The organism is uncultured Plantibacter sp., assembly GCF_963518075.1.
GTDB lineage: Bacteria > Actinomycetota > Actinomycetes > Actinomycetales > Microbacteriaceae > Plantibacter > Plantibacter flavus_A.
The window spans coordinates 197,886-220,331 of record NZ_CAUQHZ010000005.1 but is presented as its reverse complement, the minus strand read 5'-3'; the positions used below and the strand labels follow the sequence as shown (position 1 = coordinate 220,331).

Below are 22,446 nucleotides of genomic sequence, written 5' to 3'. Positions count from 1 at the left end.
TCCGCCCTGAGCTGGTTCGCCCACCCGGCTCCGGCGGATACGCCGCGGCCAAGGCTGCGGAGTGGAACATGACGAACGCGGTCCGTCTGGAACTCGCCCCGAAGGGTGTCACGGTGCAGGGGCTCCACCTCGGTGCCGCCGACACCGACATCATGGCCGGCTACGACGGCCCCATGGTCGACCCTGCGGACGTCGCACGGGCGAGCCTCGACGGCGTCGCGGCCGGCGCTTCCGAGGTCGTCGTCGACGACTGGAGCGCGATGGTCAAGGCGTCGCTCGCCCACGACCCTGACGCGTTCTACGCCCAGTTCGCCTGAGCATGGAGCCTGGGCGCTGTGCAGGAGACGTGCACGGTGCAGAATGGAGGAAGCCCCCGAGCAGTTACGGTCTGCTCGGGGGCTTCCTCGTGCCGGCGCGGGTTACCGCGCGGCCGCGACGAGGTCGGCGATGCGCTGTCCTCGGGCGTTCGCCTCGGCGACGAGCGTCGTGATCTGGTCCTGGGTCAGGCCGGTGACCTGGCCGTACGCCTTCGTGTTGGCGGCGATGGAGAACCCCTGCCCGCCGCTGGTGGACGTGTACATCGTGCCGAACGTCTCGGTGACGAGCGCGATGGTGCCGCCTGGCACGCTGATGATCTTGGGCATGTCTGACTCCTTGAGTGGTTGGACGGGGTCCTCGCCGTTCAGGCGAGCGTTGATGAACGGATACGGATCGGTGGTGACGCCGATGTCGGCGTTGTTCCAGGTGCCGTCCGCGGTGAAGGTGATGGTGAGGTGCAGATGGAGCCATCGCGCGTTGGGCTCCGGACCTCGAGCATCTCGTCGCGGAACTCGGCGTCACGGAGCGCTTGGCGCGGGCATTCGTCGCGCAGCACGCGGATCTGTCCCAGCACGCCGACCTCGCGTAGCGGCGCGCGCATACTGGGACCATGACCGACGAAGCCGCACCGGACCCGACGCCTGCGGCGGCCGTGGACGACGACGTCCTGGAGTCGACGATGCTCGACCTGCTGGGGCAGCGGGCCGCGACGTCGTCCATCTGTCCGTCCGACGTGGCCCGAGCCGTCGGCGGGGACGACTGGCGAGCGCTGATGGACGACACCCGCCGGGTCGCCTGGCGCTTGGTCGACGAGGGCCGGGTGCGGATCACGCAGGGCGACGAGGCGGTCGACCGCGCGACGGTCCGCGGACCCATCCGGATCCGATGGGCCAAGGACGCCGACGCCGAGTCGTGCGCTCCCCGTCGTCCTGAGACCGGAGGAGCTCGGTCCGACGCCGGTTAGGCTGGAGACATGACCATCGCCCTCATCCGTCACGGACAGACCGCTTGGAACTTCGAACGACGGCTGCAGGGCACGACGGACATCCCCCTGAACGACACCGGGCGGGAGCAGGCGGCCACGGTCGCCCCTCGGCTCACCGGCACCTGGGACGTCGTCGTCAGCTCCCCACTCGGGCGCGCACGCGAGACCGCGCAGATCATCGCGGATGCGCTGGGTCTCGAGCTCGGCCCCACCTACCCGGACGTGGTCGAGCGCCACTACGGCGACGCCGAGGGCGCGACGGCGCAGATGGTCCTCGAGAACTGGCCCGACCACCAGTACCCGAACCTCGAGACCGAGGAGTCGGTCATCGAGCGCGGACTCCGCGGCATCGACGCCATCGCACGCGACTTCCCCGGGCAGAACGTCCTCGTCGTGAGCCACGGCACGCTCATCCGACTCACCCTCAGCCACCTCTCCGGCACGACGGTCCCACCGCTGGAGAACTGCTCCGTGTCGGTCATCGAGGCGACGGACTCCGGCTGGTCACTCCTGGACGCCGGTACCGCTCGCACGACGCCCTCGCTCGAGACGGCGCTGTCCGGCTCCAGCGCGCAGTGAGCGGAAGCGACCCGACCGGCCGTCCGGTCCGCTCCCCGTCGGGCATCGCCTGGCTCATCGGCATCGGACTGACCGCCGGATTCCTCTCCGGGCTGTTCGGGGTCGGCGGCGGCATCCTCATCGTCCCCGCCGTCGTCTTCCTCCTCGGCTTCGGCCAGCGGCTCGCCGCGGGGACGTCGCTCGCGGCGATCGTCCCGACCTCGCTCGTCGGCGTCGTGTCGTACGCGGTGAACGGCACCGTCGACTGGGTGGCGGCGATCCTCCTGGCGATCGGCGCGATCGGCGGCGCACAACTCGGCAGCTACCTCCTCTCCAAGCTCCCCAAGAGGGCGCTCCAGTGGGGCTTCATCGGCTTCCTGCTCGTCGTGGTGGTCTCGCTGTTCCTGATCGTCCCGTCCCGCACGGCGGAGATCGATCTGCACGTCGGCTCGATCATCGGCCTCATCGTGCTCGGCTTCCTGACCGGCGTCCTGTCGGGGCTGCTCGGCATCGGCGGCGGGGTCGTCGTCGTGCCGATGCTCATCCTCCTGTTCGGCGCGAGCGACCTCATCGCCAAGGGCACCTCGCTGCTCATGATGGTGCCGACCGCGATCTCCGGCACCATCGGCAACGTCCGGCGAGGCAACGTCGACCTCACGGCCGCAGCCATCATCGGCATCGCCGCGTGCACGACCACCGCCCTCGGCGCCATCGTCGCGTCGGTCGTCCCGCCGTTCGTCGGCAACCTGCTCTTCGCGGCGTTCCTCGTGGTCATCGCCATCCGCATGGTGTTCCAGGCGCTCAAGCGTTCCTGACCGACCGCCTCCGTGCCCGGCTTCCCGGCCGGGGCAGCGGGTAGGCTGGAGGGCGTGTCAGTGAACCCAGAGCTCGCCGGTCGGGTCTTCCCGCCCGTCGCCCCGTACCTGGTCGGACGCGAGAAGATCCGCGAGTTCTCGCGGGCCGTCTTCGCGACGAACCCGATCAACCTCGACCCGGCGGCGGCCCGCGCCGCAGGATACGCCGACGTCGTGGCGCCGCCCACCTTCGCCGTCGTCGTCCAGGAGCACACGCTCCAGCAACTGCTCGCCGCACCCGACGCGGGTATCGACTTCAGCCGGGTGGTCCACGGCGACCAGCGCTTCGTGCACCACCGTCCGATCGTCGCCGGCGACGAGCTCACCGCGCAGCTGACCGTCACCGCGGTGAAGTCCCTGGGCGGCCACTCGATGGTGACGTGCGACTCGGTCATGACCGATGCCGCCGGTGAGCCGGTGGTCACCGCGACCTCGACGCTCGTGGTGCGAGGAGACGAAGGATGAGTGACGTGCAGCAGACCCCGACCATGCCGGCCGTCGGAGACGTCGTCGCGGAGCGGACCGTCCACCTGACGCGCGACGCCCTCGTGCGGTACGCCGGGGCCTCCGGAGACTTCAACCCCATCCACTACCGCGACGACGTCGCCGCGTCCGTCGGGCTGCCGGGTGTGCTCGCCCACGGCATGCTGACGATGGGGATCGCGGCTCAGCCGGTCGTCGACTGGATCGGCGACCCCGGACGGGTGCTCGAGTACCAGGTGCGGTTCACTCGACCGGTCGTCGTCGACCCCGAGACCGGCGCCGACCTCCAGATCCTCGCCAAGGCGGGCAAGGTCGACGAGGAAGCGCGTACCGCGCGCGTCGACCTCACCGTCACCTACGCCGAGCAGACGGTGCTCGGCAAGGCGCAGCTCGTCATCAGCTTCGCCTGACCCGGAGGACCATGAACGACGCCATCCGTCTGAGCGAGCTCACCACCCTCGGGGTCGGTGGGCCGGCCGCGGGCTTCGTGGAGTGCGCGAGCGAGGCCGAGCTGATCGAGGCCGTGCTCGACGTCTGGAACACCGATGAGCCGTGGCTGTTGCTCGGCGGCGGATCGAACCTGCTGATCGGCGACGAGCCCCTCGACGCGACCGTCATCCGGGCGGCGAACCGCGGCATCGAACGCCTCGACGCTCCGTCCGGTCGGGTCCGCCTGCGGGTGCAGGCCGGTGAGGACTGGGACGCGCTCGTCGCCTTCACCGTGGAGCACGGCTGGGCGGGCGTCGAGGCGCTCTCCGGCATCCCGGGATCCTGCGGCGCCGCGCCCGTGCAGAACATCGGCGCCTACGGGCAGGAGATCGTGTCGTCGCTCGTCGCCGTCGACCTGCTCGACGAGGAGTCGCAGGCCGTCGAGCGAGTTCCGGCCGCGGAGCTCGGGCTCGGCTACCGGACGTCGGTCCTGAAGCGCCACGGTGGCGGAGAGCCTGAGCGTTCCGGCGTGGTCGTGGCGATCATCATCGACCTCGACGACGTCGGTGTCGACGGCCTGGCCGCACCGATCGCCTACCAGCAGCTCGCCTTCGCGCTCGGCGTGGAGGTCGGCGAGCAGGTCCGTCTGGCCCAGGTGCGCACGACGGTCCTGGCGCTCCGCGCGTCGAAGGGCATGGTGCTCGATCCCGACGACCCCGACACCGCCAGCGCCGGATCGTTCTTCACGAACCCGATCGTGTCCGAGCACGTCGCCCGGTCGCTGCCGGGCGACGCCCCGTGGTGGCCGGTGGACCCACCGGCCGACGACGACACCGAGTACGTCTTCCCGCTCGGGGAGGTCGTCAACCCGCCGCGTCCGGCCCCCGTGGAACGCCTGGCGAAGCTCTCGGCTGCCTGGCTGATCGAGCGCGCGGGTGTCCGTCGCGGGTTCGCGCTCCCTGGATCGCACGCTGCGGTCTCCACGAAGCACACCCTCGCACTCACGAACCGCGGGGGAGCGACCGCCACCGAGATCGCCGAGCTCGCCCGCTTCGTGCAGGCACGCGTCCACGCCGAGTTCGGCGTCCTCCTGCAGCCCGAGCCCGTGGTGGTCGGCGTTACGATCTGACGCTGATGCGAGGCCCGCTCGCCCGGAGACGAGCGAGCGGGCCTCGGGTCAGGACGCGAAGAGGCGCTGGAGACGCTGGACGCCCTCGAGGAGCTGGTCGTCGCCGAGCGCGTAGCTGAAGCGCAGGTAGCCGGACGGCCCGAACGCCTCGCCGGGCACGGCCGCGACCTCGGCTTGTTCCAGCATGAGGTCGGCCAACTCGAGCGAGGTCGTCGGGGTGACCCCGCCGAAGGTCCGCCCGAGCAACGCCGAGACGTCGGGGTACACGTAGAACGCACCCTGCGGGGTCGGGGTCTGGAAGCCGTCGATCTTGTTCAGTTCGCCGACGATGAGCTTGCGGCGGCGGTCGAAGGCCTCGCGCATCGTCTCGGCGGCGTCCTGCGGGCCGGTCAGTGCCGCGATCGCCGCACGCTGCGCGATGTTGTTCACGTTGCCGGAGAGGTGCGACTGGAGGTTGCCGAGCGCCTTGATCGCGTCCGACGGTCCGACGGTCCACCCGACGCGCCAGCCCGTCATCGCGTAGGTCTTGGCGACGCCGTTGACGAGGAGCGTCTGCTCGGCGAGCTCGGGGACCGCCTCGACGATGGAGATCGCCTTCACCGCCTCGCCGCTGTCGCCGGCCGAGTAGGTGAGGTTCTGGTAGATCTCGTCGGAGATCACCCAGATGCCGTGCTCGAGCGCCCACTCACCGATCGCCTTCGTCTGCTCGGGGGAGTAGACGGAGCCGGTCGGGTTCGACGGCGAGACGAAGAGGAGGACCTTGGTGCGCGGGGTACGAGCCGCCTCGAGCTGCTCGACCGTGACCTGGTAGTTCTGCGAGGCGTCGGCGAAGACCTCGACCGCGACACCGTCGGCGAGCGCGATGGCCTCGGGGTAGGTGGTCCAGAACGGCGTCGGCACGATGACCTCGTCGCCCGGGTTCAGCAGGACCTGGAACGCCTCGTACACCGACTGCTTGCCGCCGTTGGTGACGATGACCCGGCTCGGGTCGACCTCGAGACCGGAGTCGCGGAGCGTCTTCTCCGCGATGGCGGCGCGGAGGTCCGGCAAGCCGGCCGCCGGGGTGTACCGGTGCGCCTTCGGGTCACGGGCTGCGACGAGCGCCGCCTCGACGATGTGCTCGGGTGTCGGGAAGTCCGGCTCGCCCGCCGCGTAGGAGATCACGGGCCGGCCTTGCGCCTGCAGCGCCTTCGCCTTGGCGTCCACCTTCAGCGTGGCGGACTCGGCGATCGCTGAGATCTTCGTGGACAGGCGGGGCGTGGGAGTCGATTCAGGCACGACTCCGAGCGTACCCAACCCGGTGTCGCCTGGACAGTATGTGTCGCGGGCGCGCGGGGATCACACGGATCGGATGCGGTCGACGGCCGCAGCGGCCCAGGCGACGCCGATGCCGATCGCGCCCGACATGATCAGGAGGAGATCTTCGCGGACGACACCCGACCACCCGGTGTAGCTCAGCCGTTCGGCCAGTCGTGGGAGGACCGCGAACACCAGGAGGAGGACGAGCGTCGGCCAGGAACGTCCGCGGACGATCAGCCATGCGGCCGCGCCGGCGAGTCCACCGAGGGTGACCGCGAACGACGCGTACATCAGGAACGGCGGCGTCGAGATGGTCGCCGTCGCGGATCCCACGACGTGGAACGCGAGACAGGCCACGACGACCGCGGCCGCGATCAGCCGACGGCCGATCGACACCGGGGCGAGTGACACCCCGCCGAGGAGGACGGCGCCGGCGACGACGAACTCGAGGACGACGTTCCCGATCACCTCCGTGTCGCTGGCCGGCTGCAGCCACATGACGTTCAGGGGTGCGCGCATGACGAGGTAGGCACCGAGGACGATCGCGACGAGCGAGGCGCCGTGACGACTCGCGGCGTTCCATCGCGGCATCGCATGCGTCTCCGGCGACGTGATTCCGGCCGACGATTCGCGGATAGGCGTCGCTTCCTGCACGTTCTGGGTCATACGACCGACTCTACGGCGTCCCGTGCGGGCCGGACAAGGGCGACGGAACCGCCGTGCGCCGGTCCACAACTCCTGCTCCAGCACCGATGGCCTCGACCGCCGCGCCTGGAGGGCGCGCGGGCCGGAGCTGACGGTCGATGGTGAGCAGGAGTTGTGGACGCCGCGCGCCTACGCGGGGTCGACGAGGTACCTCGTGTACGCCGGGACGGTGAGGAAGGTCGGGAACTCGTCGCGCAGTGCCACCTCGCGGAACAGCTCGGCGGCATCGTCGAAGCGGTCGTCCGCGGCGCGGGGGAGCGAGGCGAGGAGCTCGTCGAGGAGGCCTTCGACCCGCTCACGGGTGATCGGACGGCCGTCGTCGGTCGCGACGTCCTGGTGGATCCACTGCCAGACCTGCGATCGACTGATCTCCGCCGTCGCCGCGTCCTCCATCAGTCCGTCGATGGCCGCGGCGCCGATCCCGCGGAGCCAGGAGTCGAGGTAGCGGACGGCGATCGACACGTTGTCGCGGAGACCGACGTCCGTGACCGCGCGACCGATGCGGACGTCGAGGAGCTGCGACGGTGTCACCGACACGTCCTCACGCAGACGGTCGAGCTGATTCGGGCGATCGCCGAGGACCGCGTCGAACTCGGCCCTGGCGGTCTCGATGAGGTCCGGGTGCGCCACCCAGGTCCCGTCGAAGCCGTCGCCGGCCTCACGACGTTTGTCGGCCGAGACCTTCTCGATCGCGCGCGCCGTCGCCTCCGGATCGCGCCGGTTCGGGATGAACGCGGACATCCCGCCGATCGCGTGCGCACCGCGGCGGTGGCACGTCTGCACGAGGAGTTCCGTGTAGGCCCGCATGAACGGCACCGTCATCGTCACCTCGCTGCGGTCGGGCAGGACGAACCGGGCACCGCGCCCCCGGTAGTTCTTGATGATCGAGAAGATGTAGTCCCACCGACCGGCGTTGAGACCGGCGCAGTGGTCGCGGAGCGCGTACAGGATCTCGTCCATCTCGAACGCCGCCGGCAGCGTCTCGATGAGCACGGTGGCGCGGATCGTCCCATGGTCGAGACGCAGACGCTCCTCGGTGAACGTGAAGACGTCGTCCCAGAGCTGCGCCTCCTCGCTCGACTCCAACTTCGGGAGGTAGAAGTACGGCCCGCGGCCGGCGCCGATGAGCGCTCGGGCGTTGTGGAAGACGTAGAGGCCGTAGTCGACGAGGCTCCCGGAGGCCGCCATGGCCGCCCCGGAGCGGTCGATGAACCGCAGGTGCTTCTCCACGAGGTGCCAGCCGCGCGGGCGCATGACGATCGTCGGCGTCTCCGTCGCGGTGACGCGGTACACTTTCCCAGCCTCGTTCGTGAACGCCAGCTCGCCGCGGACGGCGTCGCGCAGCGAGAGCTGACCACCGATGACGTTGGCCCACGTCGGGCTCGTCGCGTCCTCCTGGTCGGCGAGCCAGACGTTCGCGCCGGAGTTGAGGGCGTTGATCGTCATCTTCGGATCGGTGGGGCCGGTGATCTCGACCCGGCGGTCCTCGAGACCGGGCCCGGCACCGGCGACGCGCCAGGAGCGGTCCTCCCGGATCGCCGCGGTGTCATCGCGGAACCGCGGGTCGCGGCCGTTCCCGATCTCGAAGCGTCGGCGCATGCGCTCGGCGAGGCGGTCGTGCCGCGCACCCGCGAACCGCTGGTGCAGGTCCGCGAGGAAGGCGAGGGCGTCGGGGGTGAGGATCTCCTCGTACCGGTCACCGAGACGACCGACGACCTCGACGGCGGGGCCCGTGCGCTGCGTGGGCACCGGCGCGGTGGTGGGTGTGGACGGGGAAGCGAGCATGGTGTTCATGGGGTGACTCCGTTTCGGATGGTCGTGCGTCGGATGGGCCCTTCGAGCGGTCCCTGGGCTTGTCGAAGGGCGGGGCTGGGATGGATCAGTGGAACTGCTGTTCCTCGGTCGAGCCGGCGAGGGCGAGGGTGGCGCTGCCGGGGTTGAGGGCGGTCGCGACCAGGTCGAAGTAGCCGGTACCGACTTCCCGCTGGTGCCTGGTGGCGGTGTAGCCGCTGGACTCTGCGGCGAACTCGGCCTCCTGGAGGTCGACGTACGCGCTCATCGCCCGCTCCCGGTAGTCGCTCGCCAGAGTGAACATCGAGTGGTTCAACGCGTGGAAGCCGGCGAGGGTGATGAACTGGAACGCGTACCCCATGGCGGCGAGCTCACGCTGGAAGGACGCGATCTGCGCATCGTCGAGGTGCGACTTCCAGTTGAACGACGGTGAACAGTTGTAGGCGAGCAGCTTGCCCGGGAACCGCTCGTGGACGGCCTCGGCGAACCGTCGGGCGAGGTCGAGGTCGGGTTCCGCCGACTCGACCCAGAGCAGGTCGGCGTACTCCGCGTAGGCGAGTCCTCGCGCGAGCACCGGACCGATGCCGTTCTCCACCTCGTAGAAGCCCTCCGGGGTCCGGTTCCCGTTCAGGAACGGGAGGTCGCGCTCGTCGATGTCGCTCGTGAGGAGCGTGGCGGCCAGTGCATCGGTGCGGGCGATGACGATGGTCGGGACACCGGCGACGTCCGCCGCCAGCCGGGCCGCATTGAGCGTCCGGATGTGCTGGCCCGTCGGCACCAGCACCTTGCCGCCCATGTGGCCGCACTTCTTCTCACTGGCGAGCTGGTCCTCCCAGTGGACGCCTGCGGCGCCCGCCTGGATCATGCCGGCCATGAGTTCGTAGGCGTTGAGCGGTCCACCGAAGCCGGCCTCGGCGTCGGCGACGATCGGCGCGAGCCAGTCGATCGCCTCGCGTCCCGGGTCCTCCCCGTCGGCCCGCTCGGCGAAGTCGATCTGCTCGGCCCGGAGCAGCGCGTTGTTGATCCGCCGGACGACCGCCGGAACCGAGTTCGCCGGGTAGAGGCTCTGATCCGGGTAGGTCTGTCCGGAGAGGTTCGCGTCGGCGGCGACCTGCCAGCCGGAGAGGTAGATCGCCTGCAGGCCGGCCCGGACCTGCTGCACGGCCTGGTTGCCGGTCAGCGCGCCGAGGGCAGGCACCCACTCCTCGGTGTGGAGGAGGTTCCACAGTCGCTCCGCCCCTCGGCGGGCGAGTGTCGGTTCCTCCCGGACACCGCCGCGCAGGCGGACGACGTCCTCGGCGGTGTAGTCGCGCCGGACCCCGTCCCAGCGCGGGTCGGTGTCCCACTCGCGCTGCAGTTCCTCGGCCGTCTGCGTCGGGTCGCCGGCGCGGAGGGGCGTGCGGTGGTCGGTCGGTCGGGTGGCTTCGTTGCTCACGATGACTCCTGTGGTGTCGAGGTCGGTGGGGCGGGTCGTGCTGTGGGAACGATCCTGCGCTCGCCGCAACCCCGACGGACGTCATCCGTGGACAGAAGAACGGCCGACCTTCTGTTTGCCGGAACAACCGGCGCGTGTGAGCATGATCACCATGACCAGCACCGCCGCTGCTCCACCCGCCTCCGCCACCCCTGGTGACGGACCTGCTCCGCACGCGGACGCCCTCGTCCTCGGTCGCCGGATCCGCGATGCCCGGTCTCGCGCAGGCCTCACGCTCGACGAGCTCGCGCAGGCGATCGACCGAGCACCGTCCCAGGCATCGGCGATCGAGAACGGGCATCGGGAGCCGAGCCTGTCGATGCTCCGCGTCATCGCCGCCGCCCTCGGCACCACCGTCGACGACCTGCTCCGTGACGAACCGCCGAGCGACCGGGCCGCGCTCGAGATCGCCGTCGAGCGTGCTCAGCGGGGCCCTGTCTTCTCCGCCCTCGGGATCGCGCCCATCCGGGTCTCGAAAGGCACCGCGGACGAGACGTTGCGCACTGTGCTGGCGCTGCACGACGAGGTCGCCCGCCTGCATCGGGAGCGCGCGGCGACACCCGAGGAGGCACGCCGGGCCAACGCGGTCCTCCGGGCGGACATGCGGGCGGCCGACAACCATTTCCCCGAGCTCGAGGCCGTCGCGAAAGGGCTGCTCGACGCCGTCGGCTACACCGGAGGGCCGGTTTCGCATCAGACGGTCGCGGAGATGGCGCAGCACCTCGGGTTCTCGCTCCACTACGTCGGCGACCTGCCGCACTCGACGCGCTCGGTCACCGACCGGCGCAACGGTCGGATCTACCTGCCGACCGAACCCTCGATGTCCCGTGACTCGCGATCACCCATCCTCCAGGCGTTCGCCAGTCACCTGTGCGGACACGAGGAGCCGGGAAACTACGCGGACTTTCTGCGGCAGCGCGTCGAGACCAATTACCTGACGGCGGCCATACTCCTGCCCGAGCGCGACGCCGTGCGCGTCCTCGGTGAGGCGAAACAGCTCCGGCGCATCTCGATGGAGGACCTGCGCGACGCGTTCGCGGTGTCGTACGAGACCGCCGCGCATCGCTTCACGAACCTCGCGACGAGGCATCTCGGACTCCCGGTGCACTTCATGAAGGTGCACGAGTCGGGGACGATCATCAAGGCGTACGAGAACGACGGGGTCACGTTCCCGTCCGACGTCCTCGGAGCGGTGGAGGGCTCGCTCGTCTGCCGCAATTGGACGGCCAGGACCGTCTTCGACGTCGAGGACCGTTTCAGTCCCTGGTATCAGTACACCGACATGGACACCGGCACCTTCTGGTGCACCTCGCGGATCGAGAAGGCCAAGGAGGGCGAGTACTCGGTCAGCGTCGGCGTCCCGTTCGCGCACGTGAAGTGGTTCCGTGGACGCGAGACGCCGCACCGGTCCACCTCGAGCTGCCCCGACGAGCGATGCTGTCGTCGGGCGTCACCGGCGCTCGCCGACCGGTGGGAGGGGAAAGCCTGGCCGGCGGCGCGGACGCCGACGAGTCTGCTGGCGGCGCTGCCGACCGGATCCTTCCCGGGGGTCGACTCCGTCGAGGTGTACGAGTTCCTCGAGTCGCACGCGCCACGGGCGGACTGAGGTGAGGCACCTCGTCGCCCGAGGTGGTGTCGAGCGACGAGGTGCCTCACCTGAGCGTGATCAGCTCGCGAGGCGCGGGTAGTCGGTGTAGCCCTCGGCGCCCGGGCCGTAGAAGGTGGCCGGGTTCGGCGTGTTCTCCTCGTGCTCGCCCGCCCAGCGCTCGACGAGGTCGGGGTTCGCGATGGCGAGACGCCCGACGGCGACGGCGTCGGCGTGCGCGTGCTCGACGAGGGCGATCGCCTCGTCGCGCGTCGTGACGGTGCCGAAGCCGCTGTTGACGACGAGCTTGCCGCCGAAGTGACCGCGCAGGTCCTGGACGAGCGCACCGGCCGGGTCCTCGTGGAGGATGCTGAGGTAGGCGAGGCCGAGCGGTGCCAGGGCGTCGAGCAGGGCCTCGTAGGTCGCGCGGACGTCGGCCTCGTCGGTCTCCGCCGTGTCACCGGCACCGTTCATCGGGGAGATGCGGATGCCGACGCGCGCTGCACCGACCGCCTCCGCGACCGCGCTGACGACCTCGGCGACGTACGACGCGCGGGCCGCCGGGCTGCCTCCGGCGCGGTCGTCGCGCACGTTGGAGACGGGGGAGAGGAACTGGTGCAGCAGGTAGCCGTTCGCGGCGTGGAGCTCCACGCCGTCGAGCCCTGCCTCGATCGCGTTGCGAGCCGCCTGGACGAACTCCTCGCGGACCGTGTCGAGCTCCTCGGTGGTCAGCGCGTGCGGGACGGGGTACGGCTGGGCGCCCGCGGGCGTCCGGACCTCGCCGGCGATGGCGATCGCGCTCGGCGCGACGATGCGGTCGGTGCCCGTGATGTCGGTGTGCGAGACGCGGCCACCGTTCATGAGCTGCATGACGATGAGCCCGCCTGCGCCGTGCACGGCCTCCGAGACGCCCCGCCAGCCCTCGATCTGCTCGGGGGTGACGATGCCGGGCTGGCCCGGGTAGGAGCGCGACTCGGCGCTCGGGTAGGTGCCCTCCGTGATGATGAGCCCGAGTCCCGCGCGCTGGCTGTAGTGCTCGGCGACGAGGTCGCCGGGGACGCCGTCGGCTCCGGACCGCATGCGGGTGAGCGGGGCCATGACGACGCGGTTGGCGAGTTCGAGGTCGCCGAGTCGGACGGGGGCGAAGAGATCCATACGGGTGATGCCTTTCGTGGGGGTGCGGCACGCGGACGACGCGGCCTCCGGACGCAACCCGCCGGTGACCGTCGATATTCCGATGATGCTTCTGGACCTTGTGCATCTGGAATACTTCTTGCTAGGCTCACCGTGTGGTCGTCGGGCTCTGTCCCCGCAGCTCGCGACGAGCACGACCCGGTGTCGACGAATCCGAGGGGGAGGCGTCGGCACCGGGATCCCTGCCAGGATACGAAGATGTCCGCCCCCAGATTCGGCCTCGTCTCCGATCTCCGTCGCCCGGAGTCCGGCGAACGCGCCGAGCGCGTCACCTTCGTCGAGTTGTTCTTCGACCTCGTCTTCGTCTTCGCGCTCACCCAGCTGAGCAAGCTCATCGCCGACGACCAGAGCGTCACCGCCGCGCTCGAGTCGATCGTCCTCATCCTGGCGCTCTGGTGGTCGTGGGTGTCCACGAGCTGGGTGACGAACTGGCTCGACCCGGAACGGCTCGCGGTGCGACTCGCGCTCATCGGCTTCGGCCTGTTGGCGTTCGTCGCGGCGGTGTCGGTGTCGGCGTCGTTCACCGATCGCGCGCTGGCGTTCGCCGTCGCCTACGTCGTGCTCCAGCTCGTCCGGACGCTGTTCATGGTCGTGGCGACCTGGCGGCACGACCGGGACGTGGCCCTGAGTTTCGCACGCGTCCTCGTCTGGACCGCGTTCGCCGCCGTCTTCTGGATCGCCGGCGCGCTGGTGCCGGCCGACTGGCAGCTGGCGTTCTGGATCTGCGCCGTCGCCGTCGAGTACGGCGGCGGGGCCCTCGGATTCCGACTGCCGGGGGTGCGGCGCTCGGAGGTCGAGAGCTGGGAGCTCTCCGGTGCGCACCTCTCCGAGCGGGCGTCGCTCTTCATCATCATCGCGATCGGTGAGTCCCTGCTCGTCACCGGGTTCGCGTTCGTCGAGCTCGAGACGTCGGTCGACGCCGTCGTCGGGATGCTGAGCGCCTTCGTCTCCGCGGTCGCGCTGTGGTGGCTGTACTTCCACCGCACGGAGGCGGCGGGACGCCGTGCGGTCGAGGCCGCCGAGGAGGAGGCCGGCCGCGCCGACGGTGACGAGGGTCGTTCCGGACGACGCGGGCCGGGACGCCTCGGACGCATCGCGCGCGATGGATACAGCTACGCCCACGTCGTGGTCGTCGCCGGGATCGTGCTCGTCTCGGTGGGGGACAAGGAGATCCTCGACCGACCCGCCGATGCCGTCGAACTCGCCGGGGGCGTCGTCATCCTCGGCGGCCCGGTCCTCTACCTGCTCGGGCTGTCGCTGTTCCGGTTCGTCGTCGACCGCGCCGTACCCCTCGCGCCGGTCATCGGCCTCGCGATGCTCGCGGGCTGCGCGGTCGCCGCGTTCCTCCTGCCGCAGCTCGGGGAACTCGTCCTCGGGTGTCTCTGCACCGGCGTGCTCGTCCTCGCCGCGATCGCCGACACGGTCCTCCCGGACCGGCGGGTCACTGCGGAGCGTCGCCAGGCGTGATCTGGGCGCCCTCGCGGTTCGGCCCCGTGTCGTAGCGGGCACCACCCCGGTCACTCGGCTGCGCCGCGAGCCAGATGAAGAAGAACCACCCGAAGATCGGGACCAGGTTGATGAGCTGCCACCAGCCGCTGTGGTCCGTGTCGTGCATCCGGCGTGCGTTCAGCGACAGCCCCGGGATGATCGTCGCGAGACCCCAGATCCCGGACAGGATGCTCTGGACGCCCCAGGCGGGGCCTTCGGTGATTTGACCCTCCCAGAAACCGGCCGTCACCCCGGTCGCGACGTCGGCACCGCGTCCGATCACGAGGAGCGCGGTGACGATGACGGCGTGGACGACCACCCACCACCAGAACTCGCTCCGGCTGGCCCGCCCGGTGAAGATCGGATACCGCTTCCAGAAGCGGAGGAACGCCTGGATCGGGCCGGCTCCCGGGAGCGGGCTGTCGTCCGCGAAGCGGGGCGGGATCCGGCGATCGTCCTCGCGGTTCGTCGCCGCCGCACTCGCGGTCACTGCGTGTTCGTCTGCGCTGCTCATCGGTCCCCCCGGGTCGAGTCGTCGTGCGTCCGAAGGAGCAACCCTACGCGAGCAAGCGCTCCGAGTGCAGGAGGAGGGATCCCTCGCCGGCGAGACCTGACGCTGGTTTTACAGCCGGGCGACCGTGCCGTACACTGGATGGAGGTAGTTGAAATCTGCCATGATTTTCTGCGCCTGTTTTCACCCGTGTGGTGAGGCAACGCTCAGGAGGTCAGGGTAGCTTCGACCCCTCCGGTGCGTCAGCACTGAAGGGCGGTGGCTCAATTGGTAGAGCAGCGGTCTCCAAAACCGCAGGTTGCAGGTTCAAGTCCTGTCCGCCCTGCGAGTCGGTGCGTATGCACCGGCACACGAAAGGTGTAACGAGTGGCCCCGAAGAGTACCGACACGCCCGGCGAGGACGTCGTCGTCAAGGCGAAGGCGGACCGTGCCGAACGGCGCGGCTTCTTCTCGGGCATCGTCCTGTTCCTGAAGCAGGTCTTCGCGGAACTCAAGAAGGTCGTCACGCCGACGCGGAAGGAACTCCTCAGCTACACGGCTGTGGTGCTCATCTTCGTCTGCATCATGATGGCGCTCGTCTACGGCATCGACTTCGTCTTCGCCTGGGTCGTCACGCTGGTGTTCGGTACCGCGAGCTAGTTCCGCTCAGGTTCCGGTGCTCCGGCCCGGTACCCGGGTTCCACAATCACAGACGGCGACGCAGTCGTCACGCGCCAGGATCCGGCGCCGCGGTCGGGGATCACCCACGATCCGCACAACAGAAACGGAATGGAAATCAGTGTCTGAGCGAAACTCGAACGACGTCGACTGGGCAACCGCTGCCGAGCAGTCCTCGGAGGACGACGAGGCCCAGGAGGGCAACGTGCTCTCGGCCGACGAGCACTCCGTCGACCCCGCTGAGCACAACGCCGTCCACGTCGAGGAGACCGGCGACACCGAGGTCGACCTCGACGCCGTGCTCGACGCGATGGCAGAGGCCGTCGACCCCGAGGCCGACGCCGTCGTCGACGACGCCCTCGAGCTCGACGAGGCCGCCGAGGTCGAAGCCGCAGCAGAGGCCATCGCCGAAGAAGAGGCAGACCCCACCGACGCCGAGCCCGCCGAGGAGTCCGAGGAGGACCCCTACGACGCGTTCCGCAAGGAACTCCGCTTCCTGCCCGGCAAGTGGTACGTCATCCACTCCTACGCCGGTTTCGAGCGCAAGGTGAAGGCCAACATCGAGCAGCGCAAGTCGACGCTCGAGGTCGCGGACTACATCTACCAGGTCGAGGTCCCCATGGAAGACGTGGTCGAGATCAAGAACGGCCAGCGCAAGATGGTCACCCGCGTCCGCATCCCCGGCTACGTGCTCGTCCGCATGGACCTCAACGAGGACAGCTGGTCGGTCGTCCGCCACACGCCTGGCGTGACCGGCTTCGTCGGCAACGCGCACAACCCCACGCCGCTCCGCTTCGAAGAGTCCTTCAACATGTTGAAGTCGCTCGTCGAGGTCAAGGAGACCGCACCCGTCAAGGGCTCCGGCACCAAGGGCAGCGCCACGCAGCAGCGTGTCATCCCCGCCGAGGTCGACTTCGAGATCGGCGAGACCATCACGATCAAGGAAGGCTCGTTCGCGGGTCTCCCCGGCTCCATCAGCGAGATCAAGCCCGAGAGTGGCAAGCTCACGGTGCTCGTCTCCCTCTTCGAGCGCGAGACGCCGGTCGAGCTCAGCTTCGACCAGGTCACCAAGCTCTAAGCCACACGGCTCCACAGTCCACCGCCGCCCGACGGGCGCGCGGGAGAGCGCACATCATCCGATGGCGCTCGAACCCCAGAAGAAGGAAGAAACATGGCACCGAAGAAGAAGGTCACGGGTCTCATCAAGCTGCAGATCCAGGCCGGCGCCGCAAACCCTGCTCCCCCCATCGGCCCCGCCCTTGGTCAGCACGGCGTCAACATCATGGAGTTCTGCAAGGCGTACAACGCGGCCACCGAGTCGCAGCGCGGCAACGTCATCCCCGTCGAGATCACCGTCTACGAGGACCGTTCGTTCACCTTCATCCTGAAGACCCCGCCCGCAGCGGAGCTCATCAAGAAGGCCGCCGGCGTCGCCAAGGGCTCCGGTACCCCGCACACCGTCAAGGTCGCGAAGCTCACCAAGGAGCAGGTCCGTCAGATCGCCGAGCAGAAGGCTCCCGACCTGAACTCGAACGACATCGACGCAGCCGCGAAGATCATCGCCGGCACCGCCCGCTCCATGGGCATCACGGTCGAGGGCTAACCCTCTCGACCCGCTTCGGGGACGCCACCAGGCGGAACCGCGCACGTCTCACTTTTTCACTCGTGGCAGCGCCGGCCAGGCGCAGATGACCACATTTCTCATAGGAGAACGCACATGGCACAGAAGTCGAAGGCCTACCGGGCCGCAGCCGAGAAGATCGAGGCTGACAAGTACTACACCCCGAACGAGGCCGTCGCCCTCGCCAAGGAGACCGGTTCCGCCAAGTTCAACAGCACCGTCGAGGTCGCCCTCAAGCTCGGTGTCGACCCGCGCAAGGCTGACCAGATGGTCCGCGGCACGGTTATCCTCCCGCACGGCACGGGCAAGACCGCCCGCGTCATCGTCTTCGCGACGGGCCCGGCAGCAGAAGCCGCGATCGCGGCCGGTGCTGACGAGGTCGGCGGCGACGAGCTCATCGCGAAGGTCGCCGAGGGCTACACCTCGTTCGACTCCGCGGTCTCCACGCCGGAGCTCATGGGCAAGGTCGGTCGTCTCGGTAAGGTCCTCGGTCCCCGTGGCCTCATGCCGAACCCCAAGACCGGCACCGTGACGCCGGACGTGGCCAAGGCCGTGTCCGACATCAAGGGCGGCAAGATCGAGTTCCGCGTCGACAAGCACTCCAACGTGCACTTCGTCGTCGGCAAGGCCTCGTTCGACGCTTCGCAGCTCGAGGAGAACATCAACGCCGCGCTCGAGGAGATCCTCCGCCTCAAGCCGTCCTCCTCGAAGGGCCGTTACATCCAGAAGGGCGCCGTGTCGACCACGTTCGGCCCCGGCATCCCGCTGGACGTCAACTCCATCTAGTCTCACCAGCATGAAGGCCCGGTCGCATCACGCGACCGGGCCTTCGTCGTCCGACGGGGTGGCGTCGTACGATGCAGGGATGGTCTCCACCCGCACCGCCACGGCCGATGACGCCGCCACCCTCGCCACGCTCGCCGCAGCGACCTTCGCCCTCGCCTGCCCGCCCGGCACCGCGCAGGAGCACATCGACGCGTTCATCGCCGAGCACTTCACCTTCGACCGGTTCACCGGCTACCTGGCCGATCCCGGACGCGCGCTCCGGCTCCTCGTCGACGACGATGACGGCACGGCCATCGGCTACACGATGCTCGTCTTCAGTGATCCGATGGACCCCGACGTGCTCGCTGCGGTCACGCACCGCCCGACGGCGGAACTCAGCAAGCTGTACGTGCTCCCCGCGAGCCACGGTGCCGGCGGAGCGCGCACGCTCATGGAGGCGACCCTCGACGACGCCCGGTCCCGAGGGGTGACGTCGGTGTGGCTCGGGGTGAACCAGCAGAACGCCAGGGCGATCCGGTTCTACGACAAGAGCGGGTTCACGGTCGTGGGGACGAAGACGTTCCTCGTCGGACCCGAACGGCACGACGACTTCGTCATGGAGCAGGTCTTCGGGGGCGCACTTCGACAGGCTCAGTGACCGGGGTGGGGCGGGGTCCTGTCGCTGGTCCCTGAGCGCCCCCAACCGGTCCCTGAGCTGGTCGAAGGGCGGCAACCTAGCCGTCGGCGACCTTGAGGACGATCTTGCCGCGTGAGTGTCCGCCCTCGAGGAGCACGTGGGCCTGCCGGACGGCGTCCAGGTCGAACACCTGGTCGACGAACACCCGGACGTCCCCGGACTCCAGCAGCCTGCTGATGGTGTCGAGCGTGGCACCGTCGGGTGCCACGGTGAACCGCGTCGCGCGGACGCCCGCGGCCCGGGCCTCCTCCTCGAGTGTCGGCCAGGAGCCGGTCGGCGCGTTGATGATGAGCCCGCCGGGGCGGAGGACCCGCAGGGAACGCGACCCCGTGTCCTCCACGGTGTTGCCCACGAGGTCGATCACGACGTCGACCTGGTCGACGACGTCCTCGAACCGGTGCAACTCGTGGTCGACCGCCTGATGAGCGCCGAGTTCGCGCAGCCAACCGACGTTCCGACCGGAGCCGGTGGCGATCACCCGCGCGCCGAAGTAGGTGGCGAACTGCACGGCGAAGTGCCCGACACCGCCGCTCCCGGCGTGGACGAGGATGCGTTGCCCCTCGTGCGCCTTCGCGACGTCGACGACCATGCCCCACGCGGTCAGTGCGGCGAGGGGGACCCCGGCTGCCTCGACGTGCGACAGGGTCGTCGGCTTCCGCGTCAGGCTCAGGGAGGACACCGTGACGTACTCGGCGTAGCTGCCGCCCGTCCGCGGGAAACTCGTCATGCCGTAGACCTCGTCGCCGGGCAGGAGGCCGGCCGCAGCGAAGGGCGATTCGACCACGATGCCGCTGAAGTCGTACCCGAGGACGGCCGGCATCGTCGTGATGGCGGAGGAGACGCCCCGGCCCGCGCGGGTCTTGGCGTCGACCGGGTTCACGCCGGCCGCGACGACCTTCACGAGGAACTCCGCCATGACCGGACGCGGTGTCGGTACGGTCTCCATCCGGAGGACCTCAGGGCTGCCGACGGCGTCGATCACCGCGGCTCGCATGGTCTCCGGTGCCGGCTTCACCGCGTCCGCGGTTGTCGCCAGAGACCAGGAGTGTCCGACTCCTTGACGCATCGAGTACTCCTTCGTCGTTCATCCCCCGAAAGCTCCACCCGGCGGAGGTCGGCTCGGCGACGAGTCTCGCTCCGGTGCGTGGTCCGGCTCTGTTCTCATCAAAGCCGTCGAATGAGTCGGCGCTGTTACGGGGGTGTCAATTGGCTGGAAACGATTCCCTCTCTTCGGGGGACACGGCTGCCCGGCTGTCACCCGATCCTCGGGCGCGTGCTTCCGATACAGTGGCGCAATGCGCGCACTGTTCGGAGTCATCAGGATCATCGCGGGTGGTGTGATCATCGCCGCCATCGTCGGCCAGTTCGTCTACACCCTGTCCTTCGGTGATGCGCCCGACGACTTCTTCGTCAACTTCTTCAGCTACTTCACGATCCTGTCGAACGCGCTGAGTGCGATCGTCCTGTTGGTCGGCGCCGGGTACTGCTTCCGGCTGCGACGCGATCCGGCCTGGTACAACCTCGTCCTCGGCTGCGTCGTGACCTACATGGCGACCACCGGCGTCGTCTACAATCTGCTGCTCCGCGGCATCGCCCTCGACCAGGGGCACACCCTCGGCTGGTCGAACGAGGTGCTGCACCTCATCGCACCGATCTACCTGGTGCTCGTCTGGATCGTCACGCCCGGCAAGTCCCGCCTGGAATGGCGTCAGGTGTGGGCGATCATCGCGTTCCCGCTCGTCTGGACCATCTACACGATGATCCGCGGATCGATCGTCGGCTGGTACCCGTACCCGTTCCTCAACCCGGCTCAGCCCGGCGGCTGGGGAGCCGTCGTCGTCTACATGATCGCCATCGCCGGGTTCATCGGTCTGATGGGCTGTGCCGTCATCGCGTTGAGCCGGACCAGGCTCATCCGCGGATGACGGGAGCCACATCGGACCAGCGGGTCCCTCGCCCCTCGGCGGTCCGCCGCCGCCGGTCCATCGCCCTCGCGTTCGCGATCATCGGTGGCGTGCTCGTCGTGGTCGCCACGGTCATGATCTGGGCCGCGCGTCTCAGTCTCGGGAAGAACAGCTACGTGAGCGGCCTCGGCGCCACCGGCGAGGTGACGGCTCCGGTCTTCAACGCGGCACTGCTCATGGTCGCGATCGGTGGTCTCAGCATCGCCGGTGCGCTGCAGCGAGTCCTCCCGGCCCGCGAGCCCGGTCAGCGCCGCACGAGGGTCGGACTGCTGCTCGTCCCCTGGCTGCTCGTCGGACTGTCGAGCCTGTGCTTCCTCGTGGCGTCCCGGGTGACCTGTACCTACGAGTGCCCGATCCCGTCGAACCCGCTGTTCACGCTCCAGGACGCGGTGCACATCTCCTTCGCGGTGCTGGGCTTCGCGCTCGCCTGCCTGGCGATGATCCGGTCCGCCCTCGGATCGCGGTTGCGCGCCGTCCGGCGGCTGTCCTGGTTCGCGGGGTCAGCCGTCGCGGTGATCGCGGGGCTCGGCGGCCTCCTCTCGCTCGCCGAGGTGGGGCAGCAGGTCGGGAGCTGGTTGGAGTTCGCGGCGATGACGATCGCCCTGTTCTGGCTCGTCGGATACGGCCTGGCGGAGGTGCTCGCCGTCGGGAGGGCGGACGACGTTGGACGTCCTGGTTCCGCCGCGGAGGACGTGCGTCAGGTCGATGCGGCGTCGAGCGCCCGAGGCTGAGTCATCGCGTCGATCGCGGGTGCGGACAGGGCGTCGCGCAGCACCATGATCGCCGCTCCCAAGACCCCGGCCTCCTCGCCGGCCGTCGAGGTGACGATGCCGAGGTGCCCGGTGGCGAGCGGCATCGATCGACGGTAGACCACTTCGCGGACGCCGGTGAGGAGATGTTCGCCGGCACGCGTCATCGTCCCACCGAGCACGATCACCGAGGGGTTCAGGAGGTTCACCACGACACTGAGCACCTCACCGATCTCCCGGCCGGCCTGCCGGGTGGTCTCGATGGCCGTCCGGTCGCCCGCGCGGATGAGCGCTGCGACGTCGCGACTGCTCATGGCGTCGATCCCGTGGGCGCGGAGCTCGGTGGCGATCGCCGGCCCGCTCGCGATGGCCTCGAGGTCGCGGTCGTCGTCGGCTGCGCGCGGGGAGTCCCGTCCGACGGGGACCTGCACATGCCCGATGTCGCCGGCCGCACCGAGTGCGCCGCGCTGCAGTTCGCCACCCGCGATGATGCCGGCACCGATCCCCGTGGACACCTTCACGTAGACGAGGTCGTCGGTGTCCGGCCAGGAGATCGCGTGCTCCCCGAGGGCGAGGACGTTGACGTCGTTGTCGACGAGGACCGGGACGTCGAGGGTTTGGCGGATGTAGGCGGGGACGTCGAAGCGGTCCCAGCCCGGCATGATCGGCGGGTTGGTCGGCCGTCCGGTGGAGTGCTCGACCGGTCCCGGCAGGCCGATCCCGATCCCGATGACCGGGGGAGCGACCGGCTGGGGTGTGGCCCACGTCTGCGGAGCGGCCAGCAGGGCCGACGCCGCTTCGACCACCCAGTCGAGGACGGGCTCGGGTCCTGCGGCGATCTGCAACTCCGCGCGGCTCGTCGCGAGGATCGCTCCGGCCAGGTCGGTGACGGCCACCGTCCCGTGCGTCGCCCCCAGGTCGACGGCGACGACGACGCGCGCGAGCGGGTTGAACGCGATCCGTGCGGGCGGGCGGCCGCCCGAGGACGCTGCTTCTCCCGCGGGGCGGAGGAGGTCCGCTGCAACGAGGGCGTCGATGCGGAGGGAGACGGTGGAGCGGGCCAGACCGGTCAGGGCGCACAACTCGGACTTCGTGCGCGCCTCACCGCCGCGGAAGAGTTGGAAGAGGTCGCCGGCGCCCGGTGCTCCGGGGGAGGGGCGCAGCGGCTCGGTCATGGCCACAGTCAACCA

25 protein-coding genes and 1 tRNA gene are annotated in these 22,446 nt (G+C 69.6%); 17 read left to right on the top strand and 9 right to left on the bottom strand.

What is annotated here, in order from left to right:
- Window positions 1-317, top strand: a 317-nt coding sequence (locus tag RWN05_RS08870; RefSeq protein WP_314139301.1) for an SDR family NAD(P)-dependent oxidoreductase, incomplete at its 5' end; no start/stop codon positions are given.
- Window positions 318-419: 102 nt separating this feature from the next.
- Here the strand turns inward: RWN05_RS08870 and RWN05_RS08865 are convergent.
- Window positions 420-644 carry a hypothetical protein gene (locus RWN05_RS08865; protein ID WP_314139300.1) on the bottom strand — a complete coding sequence of 75 codons (225 nt, stop codon included), beginning with the start codon at window positions 642-644 and terminating at the stop codon, window positions 420-422.
- A gap of 284 nt (window positions 645-928) precedes the next feature.
- Between RWN05_RS08865 and RWN05_RS08860 the strand changes: the two genes are divergently transcribed.
- Genes RWN05_RS08860 through RWN05_RS08835 form a run of 6 tightly spaced genes read left to right on the top strand, consistent with a single transcriptional unit; the run spans window position 929 to window position 4,756 of the window.
- Window positions 929-1,282 carry a DUF3253 domain-containing protein gene (locus RWN05_RS08860; protein ID WP_314139299.1) on the top strand — a complete coding sequence of 118 codons (354 nt, stop codon included), beginning with the start codon at window positions 929-931 and terminating at the stop codon, window positions 1,280-1,282.
- Window positions 1,283-1,291: 9 nt separating this feature from the next.
- On the top strand, window positions 1,292-1,882 hold the full coding sequence (locus tag RWN05_RS08855; RefSeq protein ID WP_079003262.1) for a histidine phosphatase family protein: 591 nt from the start codon (window positions 1,292-1,294) through the stop codon (window positions 1,880-1,882).
- A complete protein-coding gene (locus RWN05_RS08850) occupies window positions 1,879-2,676 on the top strand; it encodes a sulfite exporter TauE/SafE family protein (RefSeq protein ID WP_314139297.1) in 798 nt (265 codons plus the stop codon). The genes RWN05_RS08855 and RWN05_RS08850 overlap by 4 nt, the downstream gene beginning before the upstream one ends.
- Before the next feature lie 54 nt (window positions 2,677-2,730).
- Entirely contained in the window at window positions 2,731-3,180 is a 450-nt protein-coding gene (locus RWN05_RS08845) for a MaoC family dehydratase N-terminal domain-containing protein (RefSeq protein WP_314139296.1), read from the top strand.
- Entirely contained in the window at window positions 3,177-3,608 is a 432-nt protein-coding gene (locus RWN05_RS08840) for a MaoC family dehydratase (protein WP_254773542.1), read from the top strand. Before RWN05_RS08845 ends, RWN05_RS08840 begins: the two co-directional genes overlap by 4 nt.
- Before the next feature lie 11 nt (window positions 3,609-3,619).
- Entirely contained in the window at window positions 3,620-4,756 is a 1,137-nt protein-coding gene (locus RWN05_RS08835; protein ID WP_314139295.1) for a UDP-N-acetylmuramate dehydrogenase, read from the top strand.
- A gap of 48 nt (window positions 4,757-4,804) precedes the next feature.
- On the opposite strand, the gene RWN05_RS08830 is transcribed toward RWN05_RS08835, so the two are convergent.
- The 4 genes from RWN05_RS08830 to aceA all read right to left on the bottom strand — a co-directional run bounded on the left by RWN05_RS08830 (window position 4,805) and on the right by aceA (window position 9,986).
- Window positions 4,805-6,034 (bottom strand): pyridoxal phosphate-dependent aminotransferase, encoded by a 1,230-nt coding sequence (locus RWN05_RS08830; RefSeq protein WP_285039021.1) that lies wholly within the window; start codon window positions 6,032-6,034, stop codon window positions 4,805-4,807.
- 60 nt (window positions 6,035-6,094) lie between these two features.
- The gene (locus RWN05_RS08825; protein WP_314139293.1) at window positions 6,095-6,721 is read right to left on the bottom strand and encodes a hypothetical protein; all 627 of its coding nucleotides are present in this window, start codon (window positions 6,719-6,721) and stop codon (window positions 6,095-6,097) included.
- A 168-nt stretch (window positions 6,722-6,889) separates the two neighbouring features.
- Window positions 6,890-8,545 (bottom strand): malate synthase A, encoded by a 1,656-nt coding sequence (gene aceB / locus RWN05_RS08820; protein WP_314139302.1) that lies wholly within the window; start codon window positions 8,543-8,545, stop codon window positions 6,890-6,892.
- A gap of 94 nt (window positions 8,546-8,639) precedes the next feature.
- A complete protein-coding gene (aceA, locus tag RWN05_RS08815; RefSeq protein ID WP_314139292.1) occupies window positions 8,640-9,986 on the bottom strand; it encodes an isocitrate lyase in 1,347 nt (448 codons plus the stop codon).
- A gap of 151 nt (window positions 9,987-10,137) precedes the next feature.
- Here aceA and RWN05_RS08810 point away from each other — a divergent pair, with 151 nt between their 5' ends.
- A complete protein-coding gene (locus RWN05_RS08810) occupies window positions 10,138-11,631 on the top strand; it encodes a helix-turn-helix domain-containing protein (protein WP_314139291.1) in 1,494 nt (497 codons plus the stop codon).
- A 60-nt stretch (window positions 11,632-11,691) separates the two neighbouring features.
- Here RWN05_RS08810 and RWN05_RS08805 read toward each other — a convergent pair whose 3' ends face one another.
- Window positions 11,692-12,765: an alkene reductase gene (locus RWN05_RS08805; protein ID WP_314139290.1), complete on the bottom strand. Its 1,074-nt coding sequence runs from the start codon at window positions 12,763-12,765 to the stop codon at window positions 11,692-11,694.
- 237 nt (window positions 12,766-13,002) lie between these two features.
- Here RWN05_RS08805 and RWN05_RS08800 point away from each other — a divergent pair, with 237 nt between their 5' ends.
- A complete protein-coding gene (locus RWN05_RS08800) occupies window positions 13,003-14,271 on the top strand; it encodes a low temperature requirement protein A (protein ID WP_314139289.1) in 1,269 nt (422 codons plus the stop codon).
- Here RWN05_RS08800 and RWN05_RS08795 read toward each other — a convergent pair.
- The gene (locus RWN05_RS08795; protein WP_314139288.1) at window positions 14,246-14,806 is read right to left on the bottom strand and encodes a DUF805 domain-containing protein; all 561 of its coding nucleotides are present in this window, start codon (window positions 14,804-14,806) and stop codon (window positions 14,246-14,248) included. The two genes, RWN05_RS08800 and RWN05_RS08795, sit on opposite strands and share 26 nt — an antisense overlap.
- Before the next feature lie 249 nt (window positions 14,807-15,055).
- On the opposite strand from RWN05_RS08795, the gene RWN05_RS08790 reads away from it, so the two are divergent.
- The 6 genes from RWN05_RS08790 to RWN05_RS08765 all read left to right on the top strand — a co-directional run bounded on the left by RWN05_RS08790 (window position 15,056) and on the right by RWN05_RS08765 (window position 18,504).
- Window positions 15,056-15,128, top strand: a tRNA-Trp gene (locus RWN05_RS08790).
- A 41-nt stretch (window positions 15,129-15,169) separates the two neighbouring features.
- A complete protein-coding gene (gene secE, locus RWN05_RS08785; RefSeq protein WP_056014068.1) occupies window positions 15,170-15,442 on the top strand; it encodes a preprotein translocase subunit SecE in 273 nt (90 codons plus the stop codon).
- 139 nt (window positions 15,443-15,581) lie between these two features.
- Window positions 15,582-16,538, top strand: coding sequence for a transcription termination/antitermination protein NusG (gene nusG / locus RWN05_RS08780; RefSeq protein ID WP_064294553.1), 957 nt, complete (start codon window positions 15,582-15,584; stop codon window positions 16,536-16,538).
- 93 nt (window positions 16,539-16,631) lie between these two features.
- A complete protein-coding gene (gene rplK / locus RWN05_RS08775) occupies window positions 16,632-17,063 on the top strand; it encodes a 50S ribosomal protein L11 (protein WP_056014074.1) in 432 nt (143 codons plus the stop codon).
- Between the two features lie 114 nt (window positions 17,064-17,177).
- Entirely contained in the window at window positions 17,178-17,867 is a 690-nt protein-coding gene (gene rplA / locus RWN05_RS08770) for a 50S ribosomal protein L1 (protein ID WP_064294552.1), read from the top strand.
- Between the two features lie 79 nt (window positions 17,868-17,946).
- Window positions 17,947-18,504, top strand: a complete 558-nt coding sequence (locus tag RWN05_RS08765) for a GNAT family N-acetyltransferase (RefSeq protein ID WP_314139286.1) — start codon at window positions 17,947-17,949, stop codon at window positions 18,502-18,504.
- A gap of 76 nt (window positions 18,505-18,580) precedes the next feature.
- Here RWN05_RS08765 and RWN05_RS08760 read toward each other — a convergent pair whose 3' ends face one another.
- Complete coding sequence (locus RWN05_RS08760; protein WP_139205323.1) at window positions 18,581-19,537, bottom strand: NADP-dependent oxidoreductase; 957 nt, start codon at window positions 19,535-19,537, stop codon at window positions 18,581-18,583.
- Between the two features lie 301 nt (window positions 19,538-19,838).
- Between RWN05_RS08760 and RWN05_RS08755 the strand changes: the two genes are divergently transcribed.
- A complete protein-coding gene (locus tag RWN05_RS08755; RefSeq protein ID WP_314139285.1) occupies window positions 19,839-20,468 on the top strand; it encodes a Pr6Pr family membrane protein in 630 nt (209 codons plus the stop codon).
- Window positions 20,465-21,238: a DUF998 domain-containing protein gene (locus RWN05_RS08750; RefSeq protein ID WP_314139284.1), complete on the top strand. Its 774-nt coding sequence runs from the start codon at window positions 20,465-20,467 to the stop codon at window positions 21,236-21,238. Before RWN05_RS08755 ends, RWN05_RS08750 begins: the two co-directional genes overlap by 4 nt.
- Here the strand turns inward: RWN05_RS08750 and RWN05_RS08745 are convergent.
- Window positions 21,205-22,431 carry an ROK family transcriptional regulator gene (locus tag RWN05_RS08745; RefSeq protein ID WP_314139283.1) on the bottom strand — a complete coding sequence of 409 codons (1,227 nt, stop codon included), beginning with the start codon at window positions 22,429-22,431 and terminating at the stop codon, window positions 21,205-21,207. The two genes, RWN05_RS08750 and RWN05_RS08745, sit on opposite strands and share 34 nt — an antisense overlap.
- Window positions 22,432-22,446 lie beyond the last annotated feature (15 nt).